Genomic DNA, 16,879 nt, shown 5'->3' with positions numbered 1-16,879 from the left:
GTCGATCCAGTCCCAATCGACCTTGCCGGCAAGCTGAACCAGCTCGTGCTTCATATTGATGATCTGGTCCAGCCTGGCCCGGAACAGATCGCCCGATTCCGTCGTCCTGTGCTTCTTCGGTCGCATCGCCACCTCCGATGCGACGACGGAATCATGACTGGCGATTCGACGGAATCCTGAAAATGAAATTGCAAGGTTCCGATGCCCCAAGCATCAAAACCCTGCAATCGCAAAACAGCCCACAAAGACAAATGCGATTCTAGCTCAATCGCTTAGCCGCTCTTCACGGACGACTATCACCGCCCGCCATAAGTCGGCGGCGGCGCCTGCACGGTCGGCGCTGCGGCAGCGAACAGCTCGTCCTTGCTCCCGGTCAGCGGCGGATAGATCCGTCTGCGGTTGATGGTCTCTTTGGTCGCCTTTGCGGCCGCGCCGGTGGCACGGACCTCGCGATCCCACCCCTCCGTATAGAGCGCACCCCAAGCGCCGAGATCGAGCACGGTGACGTACCAGTCGATCCGCAGCGGCAGCATGGGCAGGCCGACGAGATCGGCCACCACGTTGTGGCCGGCGAAGCGGCCCATGGGGCGGGCGAACTGACAGGACATCACGGTCGGATGCAACCCGTCGATCACGCTCGAGGCAACGTCGCCGGCCGCGAACACGCCGCCGACATCCGCAACCCGCATCACGGGATCGACCAGAAGGCGCCCGAGGCGATCGCGAGCGCCCGGAAAGCTCGTTGCCAAGGGGCTTGCACGCATGCCCGCGCACCAGATCACCGTCTGCGCCGCAATGAACTCACCCGAGTTCAGGCGCATGCCAGCGGCCTCGATCGACACGACACGCACACCGAGCCGCGTCTCGATGTCGAGCGCAGCCAGGGCCGTCTCGACGACCGGACGCGCGAGCGCGCCGATCGTGGCGCCGACCGCTGGATTAGGATCGACCAGGATGATGCGGCGGCTGCCGCTGATGCCCGCACGCGCCAACCGGTCAGGCATCTCGGCTGCGACCTCGATGCCGGTGAAGCCGGCGCCGACCACCACCACCGTTGAACGTCCCGGCGACGGCGCGCTGCGTCCAAGCGAAACCAGATGTTCTTCGAGGCGGAGCGCCGCGGCATAGGTATCGACGTCGAAGCCGTGCGCGGCAAGGCCGGGAATATCGGGGCGCATCACCTCGCTGCCGAGCGCCAGCACGAGGCGATCATAGCCCAGCGCCTCCTTGCCGCTGCTGGTGACGAGCGAGATCTCGCGCCGTACCGGATCGATGGCCTCGACCTCGCCGAGGCCGTGGCTGACACCGATCGGATCGAGCAGTTGCGGCAGCGGCAGCGCGACCTCGCCGAGATCGGCCTCGTAGTTGCGCACGCGGATATTGTGATAGGGGTTGCGGTCGATGACACGGATCTCGATGTCGCGGTCGCTGGCGCCGATCTCGTCTCGCTTGCGCGCAGCGCCGATGGCCGCCCACAGGCCTGCAAATCCGGCACCGAGCACGACAATACGCGCCATGTCCGCCTGCGCACCTTCCAGAGGATCCTGCGGTCTCCCCGCCTGGACAGACTAGCTCAACAACCGGCGTCGACCAAATGCGGCAGCGCCCCGCGCCGCCGCACGAATCGCGACTTACGCCTCGCGCAGCTCCGACGGCGTCGCCCCGAAGCGCTTGCGAAAGGCGCGATTGAAATAGGACAGATCGGAGAAGCCGGAGGAATGCGCGATATCGCTGATCTTGCGCGCCCTGGCGCGGGGATCACCGAGCAGCTTGCGCGCATGGAGCAGGCGCTGCTCCAGCACGAATTCGGTGAAGGTCGTGCCGGCCTGCTCGAACAGGCGCTGTGCCTGCCGCGGGCTCAGCCCTGAGCGCGTCGCGACCTCGGCCAGACAGAGATCGTTGCGGCCGAGCGAGGCCATCACGTCGGCGCGCATCAGATCGAGGCGAGCCGCCGCCTGGCCGCGGCCGTGTGCGCGGCTTGCATGCTCCGCATCGCTGCCGAGCAGGAGACCGACGAGATCGACCATATGCTGCGCCGTCAGGCGCTGGCCTACCGCATCGAGATGCGGCGCGTGGTTGGCGGCGAGCGCATGGTAGCGGAGGATGGTCTCGGCGACGGCGCCGTCGCAGAGCACCTGCGAGAGCTTGTCCTCGGCGCGCGGATTGATGTCGAGCAGCGCACGGCGCGGCATGCGAATGGTGGTGAAGCGGTCTTCGTCGGTGTGGCCGACGGTGCCGGTGATGCTCATGTCGACGAGCACCATCTGCGCAGGCGTGAGCTCCACGGTATGCCCATTCTGTCCGACGCGGACGAGCCCCGCATGCGCCGCGATCAGGACGAGGTCGTCGCTGCCATCGGCGAGGTGGCTCTGCGTACGGGAATATTGCGCGGAGGCGCCTTCCGGAATGGCGAGCACGATGTTGTCGATGACGCTGACCTGGAGCCGGCAATCGATGCTGTCGCCCTGGCTCGGCCCGATGTCGAGGCCGCAACGACCGAAGGCCCGCCCGCGCCAGTCTTCGAACGCCGGGCCGTGCGGCAGCCCCGCATATTGGTGACGGAAGATGCCCGGCGTTCTCGCTGCATCCATCTGATGTTCTCGCCTCTCCGGCATCGCCGACTTCAAATTCCGGGGATTGACGCCCGGGATCGGGCGGAGGTTCAAATCGCGGGCTGGATTCGGGCGGACTTGTCGGGACACGACGCCGGGAGGGACCGTGGCGACGCCCGCCCGCTCCGAAGCATGCCGGCGTCGATCCGCGCAGTGCGCTCCGTTCCCGCCTCAGCGGGGCCGGAGCGGCCCTTGCAACAAAATACTGGAAAACAACCCCATGCACAGTAGAACCGCAGCCGCCGGCCGGCACCGCGCCGGCTTCCCCAAGCCATTGCCGCGGTCGGCAAACCGGATGCGACGGCCGCATCTGCGGCACGCGCTCATTGTCGCGACCGGCCATGCCGTCGACCGGGCGCGGCTCAAGGCCCGCGCGAGCTTCGAATTTTACGAACCCTGTTGAAGCGCCGGACAAAACAGTGGCAATATGGCAGGCTGGCTCCGCGCTCGGAAATCGCTCCCGGCTTGTCGCGATGCGCGAGCCGGCTTTCCAATGGATGCTTCGACCAGCATCATCAGAATGGTCCACCGCACCCTGATCGCCTTCAATTTGTAAGTTGTCGGGAACTGACGGTCTTTGCTTGAACTGCCTAGGTCATCCTGGAAATGCCTTTCACTGTAATTATCGTGTCTCACTTAAGGGGGTGCAGTCCAGGCAGGACGCCTTCGCGCCGCTCAACTCGCTTGATCGCATTCAATTTGTAGGCGGTTTGAAACTAGCGGTTCTTTCCAAGTGCTGCCACAGGTCCTCCTCGATTACCTATCACTGCAACCAACGTGTTTCACTTAAGGGGTGCAGTCCAGTGCACCTATCAGTTGCGGAATGTATTGCCCTGCCAAGCATCCCGTGATTACATACTAATGCGAGTAAGGACCGGCGCAATTGACCGTTTTACAAATCGAGTCATCCGCTTCCCCTAAACCTCCACCGGCCGACACATCAGCGGTCGTCGATGCTCAATTTCATGCACAGGTAGGAAGATTAAAATCACTGGCGGATTTTCTCAGCCAGGAAGGATTGGGGCTGCTGGTTTCGGATGACGAGAACGCGAAGTTAGCGAAGCTTTTCGCATTGAGCTTCGGGGAAGGAGGGCGAGCGCCGACCGCCGATGAATGGGCCGATCTGATTAGGTTCAATCAAGTGCTCTTTCAGGCGCTGACGGATGACCAACGGAAACGGTTCCTTCTCGGTAATATACCCTCGCGCCTCGCAAATCTTCCTCTGGTCTTCGCACTACTCTCGTTCGGTTCCTTGCTGGGTTGCGTGTTGATACTACCTTTTGTGTACTCAGGAATCTCTTCTGACAGTCTCGACATGACGACATACAAAGTCGCGGCGATGCCGTTCTACCTTGTATGGCTGATGTCTATGGGCGCCATCGGCTCGACCGCGTTCATTGGAATGAACGCATTGCTGGTGCAGGAAGACATAACTTTCGATCTTCTCAATACAAAACTGATCAGTCTGCGCGTGGCGCTGGGATCGATTTTTGCTCTGGTCCTCGGAGCTCCCTTCGCGCACGAAGGGTTCATGAAGTTTCTGGAGAAATTCTTGTTCACTAAGGCAAATGTAGCCGGCAGTATCACGGACGGGCTGGCTTTAATACTTCCATTTGTACTCGGATTCAGCACTTCTGTCGTCATAACAATTATGAACCGCTTCATAGAAGCGACGCTAAGCTTCTTCGGTTATACGCCGAAAGGGAAAGTGCCGGGAAAAATCAAAGGCGCAAAATAGGCCGCCGCCTTCAGCTGAGCGTATAGTATTTCAGTTTGAAGCAGGTACCGCGAGTTTTCTGGCAACCATTGCCGCCCGCATTCTGATCGACCAGGCAGGCGACGCTCGGAACGATCCTCAGCGCCGCAGGGTAGCCGGTCGTTGGATCAACCTTGATCTCATATTGCGCCCGGCTGCAAAGATAGATTGGAAAGACCTGCACCGTTCCCACGACTTCCGAAAGCTTCGGGCAATCCAGCGGAGCAATCAACTCCTGGCCAGCGTCCGTTCTGCTCATGTTGTATTGTAGCATGCACTCGCGCTCCTGCGGTGGGGTTTGGAGCGCGCGCGGAGCAACGATGCGAGAGACGCATTCCGAATAGACTCTCTGCGTTTCTTTCACAAGCAATGGTTCGAAATGAGACTCGAACCGCTGTCGCGATGTGAAAGACGGAGCTCCATAGCGGCTGGTTACGCTATAAACGTGGGTAAGGGGCTCGATCTGGTACTTTTGCAGAGCGATCTTCTTTTCAGCCAAGCATGCCTGTATTTCCGCATCAAAATCGTCAACCGAGGGAAGAACCTGGGCTTCCGCACGCAGGACGAACAAATACGCAGCGAAGAGCGTGCAGATTAGCCCAAATTTGGCATGTCTAATCATAATACTCTTCATCCAGAGTTATGCTTTGAGAACACCATTACTTGGGGTTGGTGCAGATCACTGCATCGAGAGAGTATCCGCACTTGTTGCCGCCATAAACGCTGAGGCGCTGAACTGTAGCTGACTCGCACCTGGACTTCGCCCATTCTGCCGCACTTTGGTAGCAATAGAGATAGACGTCGTGGGGCTGACATGCGCGAGCGTATTCTCCCGAGCAGATTTTATATGTGACCGTAACCGGAGGCTTGGCAGGTGTTTCCGGCGACTGCGGCAGTCCCGTCGTAATGCAGTCGCTGTATAGACGGTACGCTTCCAGGCGATCGGCTTCAGGAAACAGCGCGAGGAATTCCGCTGACCGCGCAAGCACGGTCCGGGCTGTATCGCTACCGTAGAGCTTGGTTATCGAATCGAGAGTGTTATCGCTTAGCCTAATTTCCTTTCGCGCTACGCACTCTTTGAGTACTGAACCGAACTGCTCAACTGTCGGTTTGCTTTGAGCGAGAACTGAATTCGAATTGGGCCCCAACAGGCTAATCAACGACAGGAGGAAAACGCGCAAAGCAAGCATGCAGGCCACCTCTTCCAGCGCTTGCACCGCGACCGGTAGCCATATTCTAGCAGGCTGCCGATGCAAGCAGACTTATTGCCGGTTGTAATTTATCAGAATGACAGCCGTGTTGCACGATAAATATGCGAACGTCGGCGACTATGGCAGCGACTGATCTTCCTTGCTCGGTCGCGCATCGCGCTCTGCAGTGCATCGTCGGCGAGCGGCCGCTGCAGCGCCCTCGCCTCGCTCAATTGCGGTGACAGTCCAGCACTGTCACCGTAATTCGGAGCGCATCGCTACTGGCGGATCATGTACGCATCGGGACAGCCAGCGGCAATGCCTAGTTGGGCGAGCTTTCGTTCTCTACAGCGGCGGTCGTCAGCCCGATGACGCTGGTGACATCAGCCCAGACGGCAGACAGCACGGTGTGAACAGGCAAAACCGAAGCGCCGGCGCGTCGGCTCCTTGCGGCTCTTGCGCCACCTACTTCGCCTGCGGCTGCGTGGGCGGCACCGTCTCGATCAGCTTGCCGGAGAACACCGGGGCCGAGGTCGGCCGGCCGTCGGGCGATCCACCGGCCTGCTCGACTGTGACGGCGAAGGTGGCGCCGTTGACGACATCGGCATCATAGGAGGCGAGCAGCGGACGCGCGGTGAAATCGCTCGCGCCGATGACGCCGAGCGAGCGCGGGCGCGGCAGCTTGTCCGAGATCAGCCAGAGCTCGAAGCTCTTGCCGGGCTCCGGCGTCGCGCCGACCTTCCGCACCGTGAAATTCCGCGTCGCGCCATCGACGGTGAGAATGAAGGCGGGGCCGCCGCCCTGCCCCTGCAGCAGCGCGACATATTGCGCGGAGGCGGCGAGCGGCGCGGCCGGGGTCTTCACCTCGACGGTCTGGATGCGGGGCGCAGGACGCAAGACGCCCGGCAGCGCATCAGGCAGGAATATCTGAAGCGACAGCGTCACGAGCAGCGCGGCCGCGAGCGCGCCGACGGCGGATGCAATGTTGCGCCAGCGCTTCACGCGCCCCTCGAGGCGGATCACGTCACCATCGACGACCGGCGCCAGCTGTGCGCGCAAAACATTGATATCCGGAGCATGGACCTGCGGAATGAATTGCGGCGCGATGTCCGGGATGGCATCGGGTTCGGGGCGCGACGACCCGGGCTGCTCCGCGGCGGGATGCGATGTCTGCGGGGGCCCGTTCTCCGCGGAAGATTCCGACGTCGCAGCTTCCTCCGCGGGCAGGTCCGGCATGGGCGCAGGCGGCGGCGAAGCTTCGGCAGGTGCAGGCGGCTCCTGCGCAAGCGCGGTGCGCGCGATTTCGGACTTGATGTTCTCCCACACGACCGGACGCGGCTCGACCGAGCCGACCATCTGGTTGAGCGCGCCAAGTCGATAGGACCAGGACTGCACGATGCCGGCGAACGCCTCGTCCTCCGCCATCATGGCCTCGACCTGCGCGCGCTCATCGGCGTCGAGCGTACCGAGCGCGTATTCCGCGGCGAGCGCGATATGATCCTCCGTGTAGGCCATCAATTGCGGTCCAGAACCATCCTCATCATCAACCCATCACAGCCCCAGGCACTCCCGAATATCCAGCATGCTGCGCCGGAGCCACGTCTTCACCGTGTTGACGGGCGCGGCGAATTTCTCCGCCAATTGCTCGCGGCTCCAGCCGTTGTAGTAGGCGAGAAGCACGAGTCGCTGACGGTCCGGCTCGAGCCGGCCGATACATTCCAGGAGCCGCTTCAGCTCCTCGGTCATCTCGCGGCGCGCCAGCGGATCGGGACTCTCGGCCGCGACCTCCATCGCCTGAGGCTCTTCCTCGATGGAGACTTCCGACTTCTTGCGCACGATGTCGATTGCGCGGTTGCGCGCGATCGAGGCCATCCACGTGATCGGCGACGACAAGGCCGAATTGAACCGGCCGGCGCTGTTCCAGATGTTGACGTAGGTCTCCTGGATGACCTCCTCTGCGAGATCCTGTCGGCGCAAGATACGGAGCACGACGCCATAGAGTTTCGCGCGCGTGGCAGCGTAGAGGCGCTCGAACGCAGCCTGATCGCCCTTCGCCACCGCCTCGATCAACTCGACCAGCTCCGCTGGCGTCAGCATTCAGCCCCCTCATCTTCCTCCCTCTCCCCGCCTGCGGGGTCGGGACGAGCTACGCTCGCCCTGAGAGGGTTGGGGTGAGGGGGAGTCTCCGCAAGGGAGGTTGCAGATGGACTCGCCGAGAGTCCCCCTCACCCGGATCGCATCTGACGATGCTGCGCATCGCCGGGGCGATCCGACCTCTCCCCGCAAGCGGGGCGAGGTAAACCTCCCACCACCATAGCGCGCGGCAAAGCCGACCACCAAGGGGCGCGGCGCCACGCTGTGGACAGCACATACGAAAACCCGGACCTTGCGGGTCCGGGTTTGGCAAATTCCAACGTGGTCTGGCTGCCGGCCGGCTCAGGCTACCGCGCCGATGCGGGCCCGCATCAGGCCGATGCTGTCGAGGTCGGCCTGCTCGCGGGCGTTTTCCTCGGCGCGCTCGCGGGCCTGGTCGCGCTCGTCGAGGAGCTCGACCTTCTTCAACTCTTCGAAAGCCTCGGCCAGTGCGGCCTTGGCTTCGTCGAGTTGGCCCTTCAGCTCATCGGCTGAACGGGTCAGGTTCTCGCGGCGCTGGATCGCGGCCTTGGCATAGGTCGGATAGGCGAAGTGCGAGGGATCGTTGATCCCGGCACGCTCCTGCTCGGTCTGGATCTCGCGTTCGAGATCGACCGACATCCGCTGGAAATCGGCGATCATGGTCTCGATCTGGGTGACCCGGCGGCGCTTCTCGTCGACCTGAAACTTCTTCAGGCGGATAAGCGTATCTCGTGACTTCATCGACTCGTACTCCCCAGAAGTCCCCCCGCTGCACGTGGGACGGCACCGGTCGCCCCCCAGGCCCGATTGAGGCCAAGACCGGCTCTGCTACTCTGTGGGAACGGATGATGACCTGACAAAGTTAGCGTTCCGTTTCCAAATTGCCGAGGATCTGCGCCAATTGGCGGTAGCCGTCCGCCAGGGATGCATTCTCGTCCTTGCGCTGGCGCAGGAAGGCCTCCAGCGGCTCGTGCAGCCGGATCGCCTCGTCGACCTCGGGGCTGGAGCCGGCGCGGTAGGCGCCGAGCCGGATCAATTCCTCCATGTCGGCATAGGTCGCCATCACCTGTCGTGCCCGCTGGATGATGGGCCAGAACTCCGGATCCGCCGATTTCGGCATGGTACGCGAGACGGATTTGAGGATGTTGATCGCGGGGTAACGGCCGCGCTCGGCGATCGAGCGCTGCATCACGATGTGGCCGTCGAGGATGCCGCGGACCGCATCCGCGATCGGCTCATTATGGTCGTCGCCGTCGACCAGCACCGTGAAGATCGCAGTGATGGCACCCTCCCCCAGGCCCGGCCCGGCCCGTTCCAGCAGCTTCGGCAACTCGGTGAACACGGTCGGCGTATAGCCCTTGGCTGTTGGCGGCTCGCCGGCGGACAGGCCGATCTCGCGCTGGGCCATGGCAAAGCGCGTCACCGAGTCCATCAGGCAGAGCACGTCCTTGTCCTCGTCGCGAAAATATTCCGCGATCGCGAGCGTCAGATACGCCGCCTGGCGGCGCATCAGCGCGGGCTCGTCGGAGGTGGCGACCACCACGACCGAACGCGCGAGGCCCTCCTCGCCGAGATCGTCCTGCAGGAATTCCTGAACCTCGCGCCCGCGTTCGCCGATCAGCCCGATGACGCTGACGGCGGCATCGACGTTGCGCGCGAGCATCGAGAGCAGCACCGACTTGCCGACGCCGGACCCCGCGAAGATGCCCATGCGCTGGCCGCGGCAACAGGTGAGGAAGGTGTTCATCGCGCGCACGCCGAGATCGAGCGGCGCGCCGACGCGCTTGCGCGAATGCGCCGGCGGCGGCGTATTGCGGAACGGCATCGGCGAAGAGCCCTGCGGCAGCGGCCCCTTGCCGTCGATCGGCTCGCCCAGCGCGTTGACGACGCGGCCGAGCCAGGCTGCGGACGGCCGCACCTGATTGGCGGCATTGGCAATGACCGCCTTGCAGCCGCGGCGCACGCCGTCGAGGCCGGCGAACGGCATCACGACGGCATTGTTGCCGGAGAAGCCGATCACTTCGCAGGGAATGGTGCGGTTGGCGCCGGTCTCGATCACGAGCCGTGCGCCGACGGACATGGCGTGAATCGGACCGGCCACCTCGACCATCAGGCCGCGGACGCCGACCACGCGGCCGTAAATATTGACGCCGTCGATGTCGCCGATCTGTTCGGCAAGAGCCTTCATAAGGTGGTCGCCTTCGTCATCCGGGGCATCACGGTGAAAGCCTTAAGTTTCGCCACATTTCTGAACGGCGCTTAACCTCGTGTTTACCCGCATCATTAATCATTGCGTCACTGTCTTTGTGACTGAGCGTGACTCCCCTTCAGAAGAAGGCTGAGTCGCGGGAGTCGGTTAGGCCCGTCTCTTAAAGTGGAGCTTGAACGGAATCGGGTAACGAAAGCTGCTTCATACGCAAGACCTTAGGGCGATTCGGCAAAAATTGCACCGTGGGGACTTGCGTTCCAGAATCAGAGTTTGTTAACCATCTGTCGTCAGGATCCGAATCAGTTGTTCAAAGGCGTTTTGTTGAGTGCCGCGAATGCGGCCGACCTGACGCCCAGGAGCGGCGACTATGGGGAACTGGCATGCGCGTTTTGCTGATTGAAGATGACAGCGCCGTCGCGCAGTCGATCGAGCTGATGCTGAAGTCGGAGAGCTTCAACGTCTACACGACCGATTTGGGGGAAGAAGGCGTCGATCTCGGTAAACTATACGATTACGACATTATTCTTCTCGACCTCAATCTGCCCGACATGTCCGGCTATGACGTGCTCAAGCAGCTCCGGGTCTCCAAAATCAAGACACCGATTCTGATCCTCTCCGGCCTCGCCGGCATCGAGGACAAGGTCAAGGGTCTCGGCGTCGGCGCCGACGACTACATGACCAAGCCCTTCCACAAGGACGAGCTGGTGGCCCGCATCCACGCGATCGTGCGCCGCTCCAAAGGCCATGCCCAGTCGGTCATCCAGACCGGCGACCTCGTCGTCAACCTCGACACCAAGACGGTGGAAGTCGGCGGCCAGCGCGTGCATCTGACCGGCAAGGAATATCAGATGCTGGAGCTCCTCTCGCTCCGCAAGGGCACGACCCTCACCAAGGAAATGTTCCTCAACCATCTCTATGGCGGCATGGACGAGCCGGAGTTGAAGATCATCGACGTCTTCATCTGCAAGCTCCGCAAGAAGCTCGCCAACGCCTCCGAGGGCCGCAATTTCATCGAGACCGTGTGGGGCCGCGGCTACGTGCTGCGCGAGCCGCACGAGGCCGACGAGCGCATCCCCGCCTGATCCCTGGGTTACGTCGCGAGCCTCCGGGCTTGCTCCTCCCAGCCTGGACCCCGCCGCAAATGGCGGGGTTTTTGTTTTTGGGGACGTCTTCTCCCTCTCCCGCTTGCGGAAGAGATGCAGCAACCGCTGCCGATACGACTTCATCCCTCACTAACGTTTGAACCACTACCCTTCCCCTGCCGACGAATGGTCGCTGCACGATGGGGGAACGATGATCCTGCAATCACTCGCCGGCCTGCCCGCCTTCCTGGTCTATTTCTGCACCGGGCTGATCGCGATCGTTGCCTATCTGTTCGTCTACACCCGCATCACGGCGCATAACGAATTCCAGCTCATCCGTGACAACGAGCCGGCCGCGGCGATCGCGCTCGGGCTCAGCCTGCTCGGCTTCGTGGCGCCGCTGGTCAGCGCCATCGCGCATTCGGCCAACGTGCTGGACTGCCTGATCTGGGCAACGATCGCGCTCATCGTGCAGGTGATCGTGTTCTATCTCGTCAAGGTTCCGGTGCCGAACCTGTCGAGGCGCATCGATGCCGGCGAGCTTGCCCCGGCGATCTGGCTCGGCCTCTCCTCGCTCGCCGCGGGCCTCCTTAACGCCGCCAGCATGATCTACTGACATGGCCGACAGACCTGCAAAAAAGGAGTTCGGCAAGCGCCGGCCGGTGGCCGAGCTAGCGCCGCGGCCACCGGTGAAGCGCTCCGGCCATGTCGCCCTGCTGGTGATGGGCACGCTCGCGGTCGGCACCACCGCCTACACCTTGATGCCGCGGCAGACTTGCGAACCCACGCCGGGCGCTGTGCCGGGACAGACGACAACGACCTGCACAAGCAACAGCAGTTCGTCGGGCAGCAGCGGCTCGCGCTGGTCGTCGCGATCGAGCTTCTTCAGCAGCGATTCCTCGAGCCATTCCTCGTCGGGAACGTCGTCCGACTCGGGCTCCCATAGCGTGAGCCGCGGCGGCTTCGGCTCTTTCGGCCATGGCTTCTCGGGCGGCGGCTGATCCATGCAACGCATCGCCTGTCCCGAGCGCGACGACTGGCGGCAGACCGCCGAGCAATGCGGCTTCACCTTCCACACCATCGACGGCGAACGCTATTGGGACGAAAGCGCCTATTACGGCTTCACGCTCGACGAGATCGAGCGCGGCATCGAGACGCCGACTGGCGAGATCGACGCGATGTGCCTGGAGCTCGCCGGCCGCGTCATCGGCGACGAGCGCTACCTGCGGCGCTTGAAGATACCGGAAGCGTTCTGGAGCCTGATCGCCGAGAGCTGGGAGCGCGACGACCGCAGCCTTTACGGCCGGCTCGACCTGAAGTTCGACGGCAAGTCGCCGGCAAAGCTGCTCGAATACAACGCGGATACGCCGACCTCGATCTTCGAGACCGCGGTGTTTCAATGGACCTGGCTTGAACAGGCGATCGAGCGGCGCATCATCCCGTCGCGCGCCGATCAGTTCAACTCCATCCATGAGCGGCTGATCGCGGCGTGGAAGGAGATCGCGGCCGGCCACCACGTCCATCTCACCGGCATCACGGGCAACGAGGAAGACGCCGGCACGCTCGCTTATCTCGAAGACACCGCGCGCCAGGCCGGGCTCTCGACCAGGCTGCTCGACATCGAAGAGGTCGGTTGGCGCGACGAAGGCGGCGGCTTCGTGGATCTCGACGATGGCGACATCGCGCTGGCCTTCAAGCTCTATCCCTGGGAGTGGATGTTCCAGGACGCGTTCGGTGCGAAGCTCAAGGACGCAACCACGCGCTGGATCGAGCCGCCGTGGAAGGCGGTGCTCTCCAACAAGGGCATCCTGCCGCTGCTCTGGGAGATGTTTCCGAACCATCCCAATCTGCTGCCGGCCTTCTTCGAGGACGATCCGCGCGCCGCGGAGCTCGGAACGTCCTACGTCCGCAAGCCGCTGCTGTCGCGCGAAGGCGCCAATGTCACGCTGGTGTCCGGCGGAATGCCGCTCGACGAGCAGGCGGGTCCCTACGGCGCCGAAGGATTCGTGCGGCAGGCTCTGGCGCCGCTGCCGAACTTTTCCGGCTTCTATCCGGTGGTCGGAAGCTGGCTGGTGAACCACGAGCCTTGCGGGCTATCGATCCGCGAGGACGAGAGCCCGATCACGGGCAATCGCTCGCGGTTTCTGCCGCATGCGATTTTGTGAGATGCGCTCGCGACCTCGTCGGAACGGGACGCGAGCGCGCATGCCGACTAGGGTGTCTTGACGATGAATCTTCCATCGTACAGGAATGCGCCCTTGAACCCGCTTTGAACACTTTCGAAGCCGCCGGTGCCCGTCGCGTTCGCGTACGTACCAGTGCCCGACAAGATCGTATATTCGCCCTTCGCTTTGCCGTCCTTAACCGCGCCGGCGTAGCGCGCCGTGATCGAGGAGCCATCGTCGAAGGTGTAGGTGCTGTAGCCAAAGATAGGTCCTGAGCCCTTGAGCAGGTCGGAGGAATTGACAAAATCTTTCACGGCAATGCGTCCATCCTTGAAGAAGGCAACGCCAAACATTTTGCCGGACATGACCGTCTGGCCTTCGACGTTCGCGACCTCGGTGACTTTGACATCCATCGGCTTGGTGACGAGCTTGAACTCGAGCACATGCTCACCAGCGAGAGCAGTGGCAGGCAACGAAAGCGCGACCAACAAGAAATACGAGGCACAAGACATTCGCATGGTATGTCCTCCCCAGTACAGTTCATGATGGAATGGAATCCCGCCTCGGTTCGGCGGGACGATCGGCAGCATAGCACAACCGTCAGGGCCGCGATTGCATTTCATCGCGGCACGCCCTCCTGTTGCGCCGGTAGCTGAGTAGTCTGCAATGCGCAAACGCGTCGGAAGCGCCTCGCGCTAGACAAAAGCATGATCCGGAAAAGTGCGCGGCGGTTTTCCGAAAAGATCATGCTCAAACAACAGCGCGATGACGATTCATCCTAATCCCATCGCGCTTAAGGCGAAGCGATGTCCGTCAGTTGTTGCCGATCATTTGCAACGACGACGCTCAGTGAGATCGCCTGTCGTTCGGCCAATCACCTCGCCGCCGCCACCTTCAATGTCGGCGGCATCAGTCCGCCCATCGCCCGGCCGGAGCGCGCGGGGTTGAGCTGATAGAGACCGCGACGGTCGGTCATGGGGCGGAACGCGTCAGTGATGCCGACGACGGACTCGGCAGCGCCAAGCAGCAGCGTGCCGTCGGGCTCCATCGCCTTCGCCAAGCGCTCGAAGATCACCGCCTTGGTGTCCTGATCGAAATAGATCAGCACGTTGCGGCAGAAGATGACGTCGAACGTGCCGAGATGCGAGAAGTCCTGCAGCAGGTTGAGCTGGCGGAACTGCACCATCGCGCGAATGTCGGCATTGAGCTGCCAGAGTTCGCCGACCTGCGTGAAGTACTTCATCAGGTGCTGGATCGGCAGGCCGCGCTGCACCTCGAACTGGCTGTAGACGCCGGCCTTGGACTTCTCCAGCACTTCCTGCGACAGGTCCGTGGCGACGATCTCGATGCGCCAGCCGGCGAAGGCCGCGCCCATCTCCTTCACGCACATCGCGATCGAATAGGGCTCCTGCCCGGTCGACGAGGCCGCCGACCAGATGCGCAAGCTCTTGCGCGCCGCGCGCGCCTGGATCAGGCCCGGCAGGATGGTCTCGCGCAGATGGTCGAACGGAATCTTGTCGCGGTAGAAGAAAGTCTCATTGGTGGTCATCGCCTCGACCACGTCGGTCGCAAGCCGGCCGTCGCCGTTCCTGATCTTCAGCACGAGATCGGTGATGCCGGGAAGGCTTGCCTTGCGGGCGAGCGGCAGCAGCCGGCTCTCGACCAGGTACTGCTTGTCGGCCGAGAGATCGAGGCCGGAGCGCTCCTTCAGGAACTTGCGCAGGTAGTCGTAATCCGTCGGAGTCACGAGCGGTCTCCCGCGAACAGGCGATTGACCTTGGCGCCGATCTGATTGAGCGGCAGGATCGCCGCGCAGATGCCGGCATTGGCCGCCGCCCCCGGCATGCCCCAGACCACACTGGAGGCTTCGTCCTGTGCGATGACGCTGCCGCCTGCGGCGACGATGTCCTTGCCGCCGCGCATGCCGTCCGAGCCCATGCCCGTCAGGATCACGGAGAGGATATTGCCATGCCAGACGTCGATGGCCGAGGTGAAGAGCGGATCGACCGCGGGCTTGCAGAAGTTGACCGCCGGCCCGTCATCGAGCGAGATCGCGGCATCCGCGCCGCTGCGCACGACGCGCATATGCTTGCCGCCGGGCGCAAGGTAGATCCGTCCGGCCTTCACCGGCTCGCCGTCGACTGCCTCGCTCGCCGGCCGGCGGCTCGAACGCGCCAGATGCTCGGCGAGGATGGTGGTGAAGGTCGGCGGCATGTGCTGGGTGATCAGCACCGGGAAGCGGTCGATCACCGGGCCTAGCTCGGTGACGAGCGACATCAGCGCCTGAGGACCGCCGGTCGACGAGCCGATCAGCAGCACCTTCGGCGCCTGGGTCGAGAACGGACGCGTCGACAGCGGTCCTGACGACGGGGCATGCACGGCCGGAGCGGGCGCAGGCACGGCAGGCCGTGCAACAGGACCGCGCACCGCCGGAGCCGGGCTTGCGGGCGCCAGCGGCGGGCTCGCAACCGCAGCCTTGCGACGCAGCCGCGCGCCGAGATGGCGGATCTTCTGGATCAGGTCGTGATGGAAGATGTCGGCCGCCGATGCCTCGCGCGTCGATTCCGGCTTCGGGATGTAGTCGGCCGCGCCGAGCGACAGCGCCTTGAAGCTGATCTCCGCGTTGCGGCGGGTCAGCGTCGAGGCCATGATGATGACGAGATCGCGCTTCTTGGCCAGCAGTTGCGGCAGCGCCGAGAGGCCGTCGAGCTCGGGCATCTCGATGTCGAGCACGGCAACGTCGGGGTTGATGCGTTCGATCTGGTTGACCGCCTCGAGCCCGGTGCGCAGCGAGGCCGCGACCTCCATGTCGTGCTCGGCGCCGATCCAGCGCGAGATCAGACCGCGGATGACGACGGAGTCGTCGACGACCATCACCCGCAGCGGCCCCGCTTCGCGCGACGGCGTCGTGGTCGAATTCCCTGCGAACGCAACACTCATTACTCACCAACTCAGACTGAAACGATATGGTTGAAAGCAGGCGCCGAAGGATCCGTTCAGCCTCCGGGCGAACGCTCAGATAAGGCCGACTTCCTGGAATTTCGCCGTCACGATGTCCTTGTCGAACGGCTTCATGATGTACTCGTTGGCGCCGGCATGCAGCGCGCGCGCAATATGCGCGACGTCGTTCTCGGTGGTGCAGAACACCACCTTGGGCTGGTCGCCGCCGGGCATGCGCCTGAGATGGCCGAGAAACTCGTAGCCGTCCATCACGGGCATGTTCCAGTCGAGCAGCACCGCATCGGGCAGGCCGCGCTTGCAGGCCTCCAGCGCCTTCTCACCGTCCTCGGCTTCGAGGATCTGGAAGTCGAGGCCCTCCAGGATCCGCCGCGCAACCTTGCGGATGACGCTGGAATCATCAACGACGAGACAAGTGCGCATGTGAACCTCTGCTTCCTCCCCTTTGCGGGGGCACTTCCAATTGCAAGTCCGTCGGCGACGATGCCGCCGTATCAGGCCGCCATCATTTCGGGTGCGAGCTCGAGGACGCGATCGACGTCGAGGACGACCATGAGCTGGCCGTCGAGGCGGTGGACGCCGCCGGCGAGCTTGGCCATGCGGGGGTCGAGGTTGACGGGGTTCTCCTCCTTGCCGTCCTCGGGCAGGCGCAGCACCTCGCCGATCTGGTCGATCAGCAGGCCATAGGATTCGCCGCGCAGGTCGACGCCGACCGCCATCGGGGTCTTGCCGTCCTCGGCCTTGGGCAGGCCGAGACGGGCGCGCATGTCGACCACGGTGACGATGCGGCCG

General features: G+C 63.2%; 17 protein-coding genes. 5 read left to right on the top strand and 12 right to left on the bottom strand.

Translation table 11 applies throughout. From position 1 onward, the window contains the following. Nucleotides 1-296: 296 nt before the first annotated feature. Both H1B27_RS38425 and H1B27_RS38420 read right to left on the bottom strand, forming a co-directional pair. Entirely contained in the window at nt 297-1,517 is a 1,221-nt protein-coding gene (locus H1B27_RS38425) for an NAD(P)/FAD-dependent oxidoreductase (protein ID WP_197969604.1), read from the bottom strand. Between the two features lie 114 nt (nt 1,518-1,631). Next, the gene (locus H1B27_RS38420; RefSeq protein WP_197969603.1) at nt 1,632-2,591 is read right to left on the bottom strand and encodes a helix-turn-helix transcriptional regulator; all 960 of its coding nucleotides are present in this window, start codon (nt 2,589-2,591) and stop codon (nt 1,632-1,634) included. Between the two features lie 904 nt (nt 2,592-3,495). Between H1B27_RS38420 and H1B27_RS38415 the strand changes: the two genes are divergently transcribed. After that, nucleotides 3,496-4,350 carry a hypothetical protein gene (locus H1B27_RS38415; protein WP_197969602.1) on the top strand — a complete coding sequence of 285 codons (855 nt, stop codon included), beginning with the start codon at nt 3,496-3,498 and terminating at the stop codon, nt 4,348-4,350. 10 nt (nt 4,351-4,360) lie between these two features. On the opposite strand, the gene H1B27_RS38410 is transcribed toward H1B27_RS38415, so the two are convergent. The 5 genes from H1B27_RS38410 to fliI all read right to left on the bottom strand — a co-directional run bounded on the left by H1B27_RS38410 (nt 4,361) and on the right by fliI (nt 9,861). Further along, complete coding sequence (locus H1B27_RS38410; RefSeq protein ID WP_197969601.1) at nt 4,361-5,002, bottom strand: hypothetical protein; 642 nt, start codon at nt 5,000-5,002, stop codon at nt 4,361-4,363. Nucleotides 5,003-6,023: 1,021 nt separating this feature from the next. Next, on the bottom strand, nt 6,024-7,073 hold the full coding sequence (locus tag H1B27_RS38405; RefSeq protein WP_197969600.1) for an anti-sigma factor: 1,050 nt from the start codon (nt 7,071-7,073) through the stop codon (nt 6,024-6,026). A gap of 36 nt (nt 7,074-7,109) precedes the next feature. Beyond that, the gene (locus H1B27_RS38400) at nt 7,110-7,655 is read right to left on the bottom strand and encodes a sigma-70 family RNA polymerase sigma factor (protein ID WP_197969599.1); all 546 of its coding nucleotides are present in this window, start codon (nt 7,653-7,655) and stop codon (nt 7,110-7,112) included. A gap of 339 nt (nt 7,656-7,994) precedes the next feature. Continuing rightward, nucleotides 7,995-8,414 carry a flagellar export protein FliJ gene (fliJ, locus tag H1B27_RS38395; protein WP_011084990.1) on the bottom strand — a complete coding sequence of 140 codons (420 nt, stop codon included), beginning with the start codon at nt 8,412-8,414 and terminating at the stop codon, nt 7,995-7,997. A 121-nt stretch (nt 8,415-8,535) separates the two neighbouring features. Next, the gene (fliI, locus tag H1B27_RS38390; RefSeq protein WP_197969598.1) at nt 8,536-9,861 is read right to left on the bottom strand and encodes a flagellar protein export ATPase FliI; all 1,326 of its coding nucleotides are present in this window, start codon (nt 9,859-9,861) and stop codon (nt 8,536-8,538) included. Between the two features lie 401 nt (nt 9,862-10,262). Here fliI and ctrA point away from each other — a divergent pair, with 401 nt between their 5' ends. From ctrA to H1B27_RS38370, 4 genes are all read left to right on the top strand, one after another. Further along, nucleotides 10,263-10,964 (top strand): response regulator transcription factor CtrA, encoded by a 702-nt coding sequence (gene ctrA, locus H1B27_RS38385; RefSeq protein ID WP_016848562.1) that lies wholly within the window; start codon nt 10,263-10,265, stop codon nt 10,962-10,964. A gap of 211 nt (nt 10,965-11,175) precedes the next feature. Then, complete coding sequence (locus tag H1B27_RS38380) at nt 11,176-11,580, top strand: DUF350 domain-containing protein (RefSeq protein ID WP_061879407.1); 405 nt, start codon at nt 11,176-11,178, stop codon at nt 11,578-11,580. Nucleotide 11,581: 1 nt separating this feature from the next. Then, nucleotides 11,582-11,965, top strand: coding sequence for a hypothetical protein (locus H1B27_RS40655; protein WP_246516045.1), 384 nt, complete (start codon nt 11,582-11,584; stop codon nt 11,963-11,965). A gap of 3 nt (nt 11,966-11,968) precedes the next feature. Next, entirely contained in the window at nt 11,969-13,129 is a 1,161-nt protein-coding gene (locus H1B27_RS38370; protein WP_197969597.1) for a glutathionylspermidine synthase family protein, read from the top strand. Nucleotides 13,130-13,176: 47 nt separating this feature from the next. Here H1B27_RS38370 and H1B27_RS38365 read toward each other — a convergent pair whose 3' ends face one another. The 5 genes from H1B27_RS38365 to H1B27_RS38345 all read right to left on the bottom strand — a co-directional run. Next, the gene (locus tag H1B27_RS38365; RefSeq protein ID WP_246516043.1) at nt 13,177-13,719 is read right to left on the bottom strand and encodes a hypothetical protein; all 543 of its coding nucleotides are present in this window, start codon (nt 13,717-13,719) and stop codon (nt 13,177-13,179) included. A gap of 284 nt (nt 13,720-14,003) precedes the next feature. Then, nucleotides 14,004-14,876 (bottom strand): CheR family methyltransferase, encoded by an 873-nt coding sequence (locus H1B27_RS38360; RefSeq protein WP_197969596.1) that lies wholly within the window; start codon nt 14,874-14,876, stop codon nt 14,004-14,006. Then, the gene (locus H1B27_RS38355; RefSeq protein WP_131874843.1) at nt 14,873-16,069 is read right to left on the bottom strand and encodes a protein-glutamate methylesterase/protein-glutamine glutaminase; all 1,197 of its coding nucleotides are present in this window, start codon (nt 16,067-16,069) and stop codon (nt 14,873-14,875) included. The genes H1B27_RS38360 and H1B27_RS38355 overlap by 4 nt, the downstream gene beginning before the upstream one ends. 75 nt (nt 16,070-16,144) lie before the next feature. Then, a complete protein-coding gene (locus H1B27_RS38350; RefSeq protein ID WP_007600538.1) occupies nt 16,145-16,510 on the bottom strand; it encodes a response regulator in 366 nt (121 codons plus the stop codon). Between the two features lie 71 nt (nt 16,511-16,581). After that, a partial coding sequence (locus H1B27_RS38345; RefSeq protein ID WP_197969329.1) for a chemotaxis protein CheW occupies nt 16,582-16,879 on the bottom strand: 298 nt, incomplete at its 5' end.

It is taken from the genome of Bradyrhizobium diversitatis, from assembly GCF_016031635.1.
GTDB classification, from domain to species: Bacteria; Pseudomonadota; Alphaproteobacteria; order Rhizobiales; family Xanthobacteraceae; genus Bradyrhizobium; species Bradyrhizobium diversitatis.
Note: the sequence above shows the minus strand (reverse complement) of the source record. Positions and strands in the feature narration are given on the sequence as shown.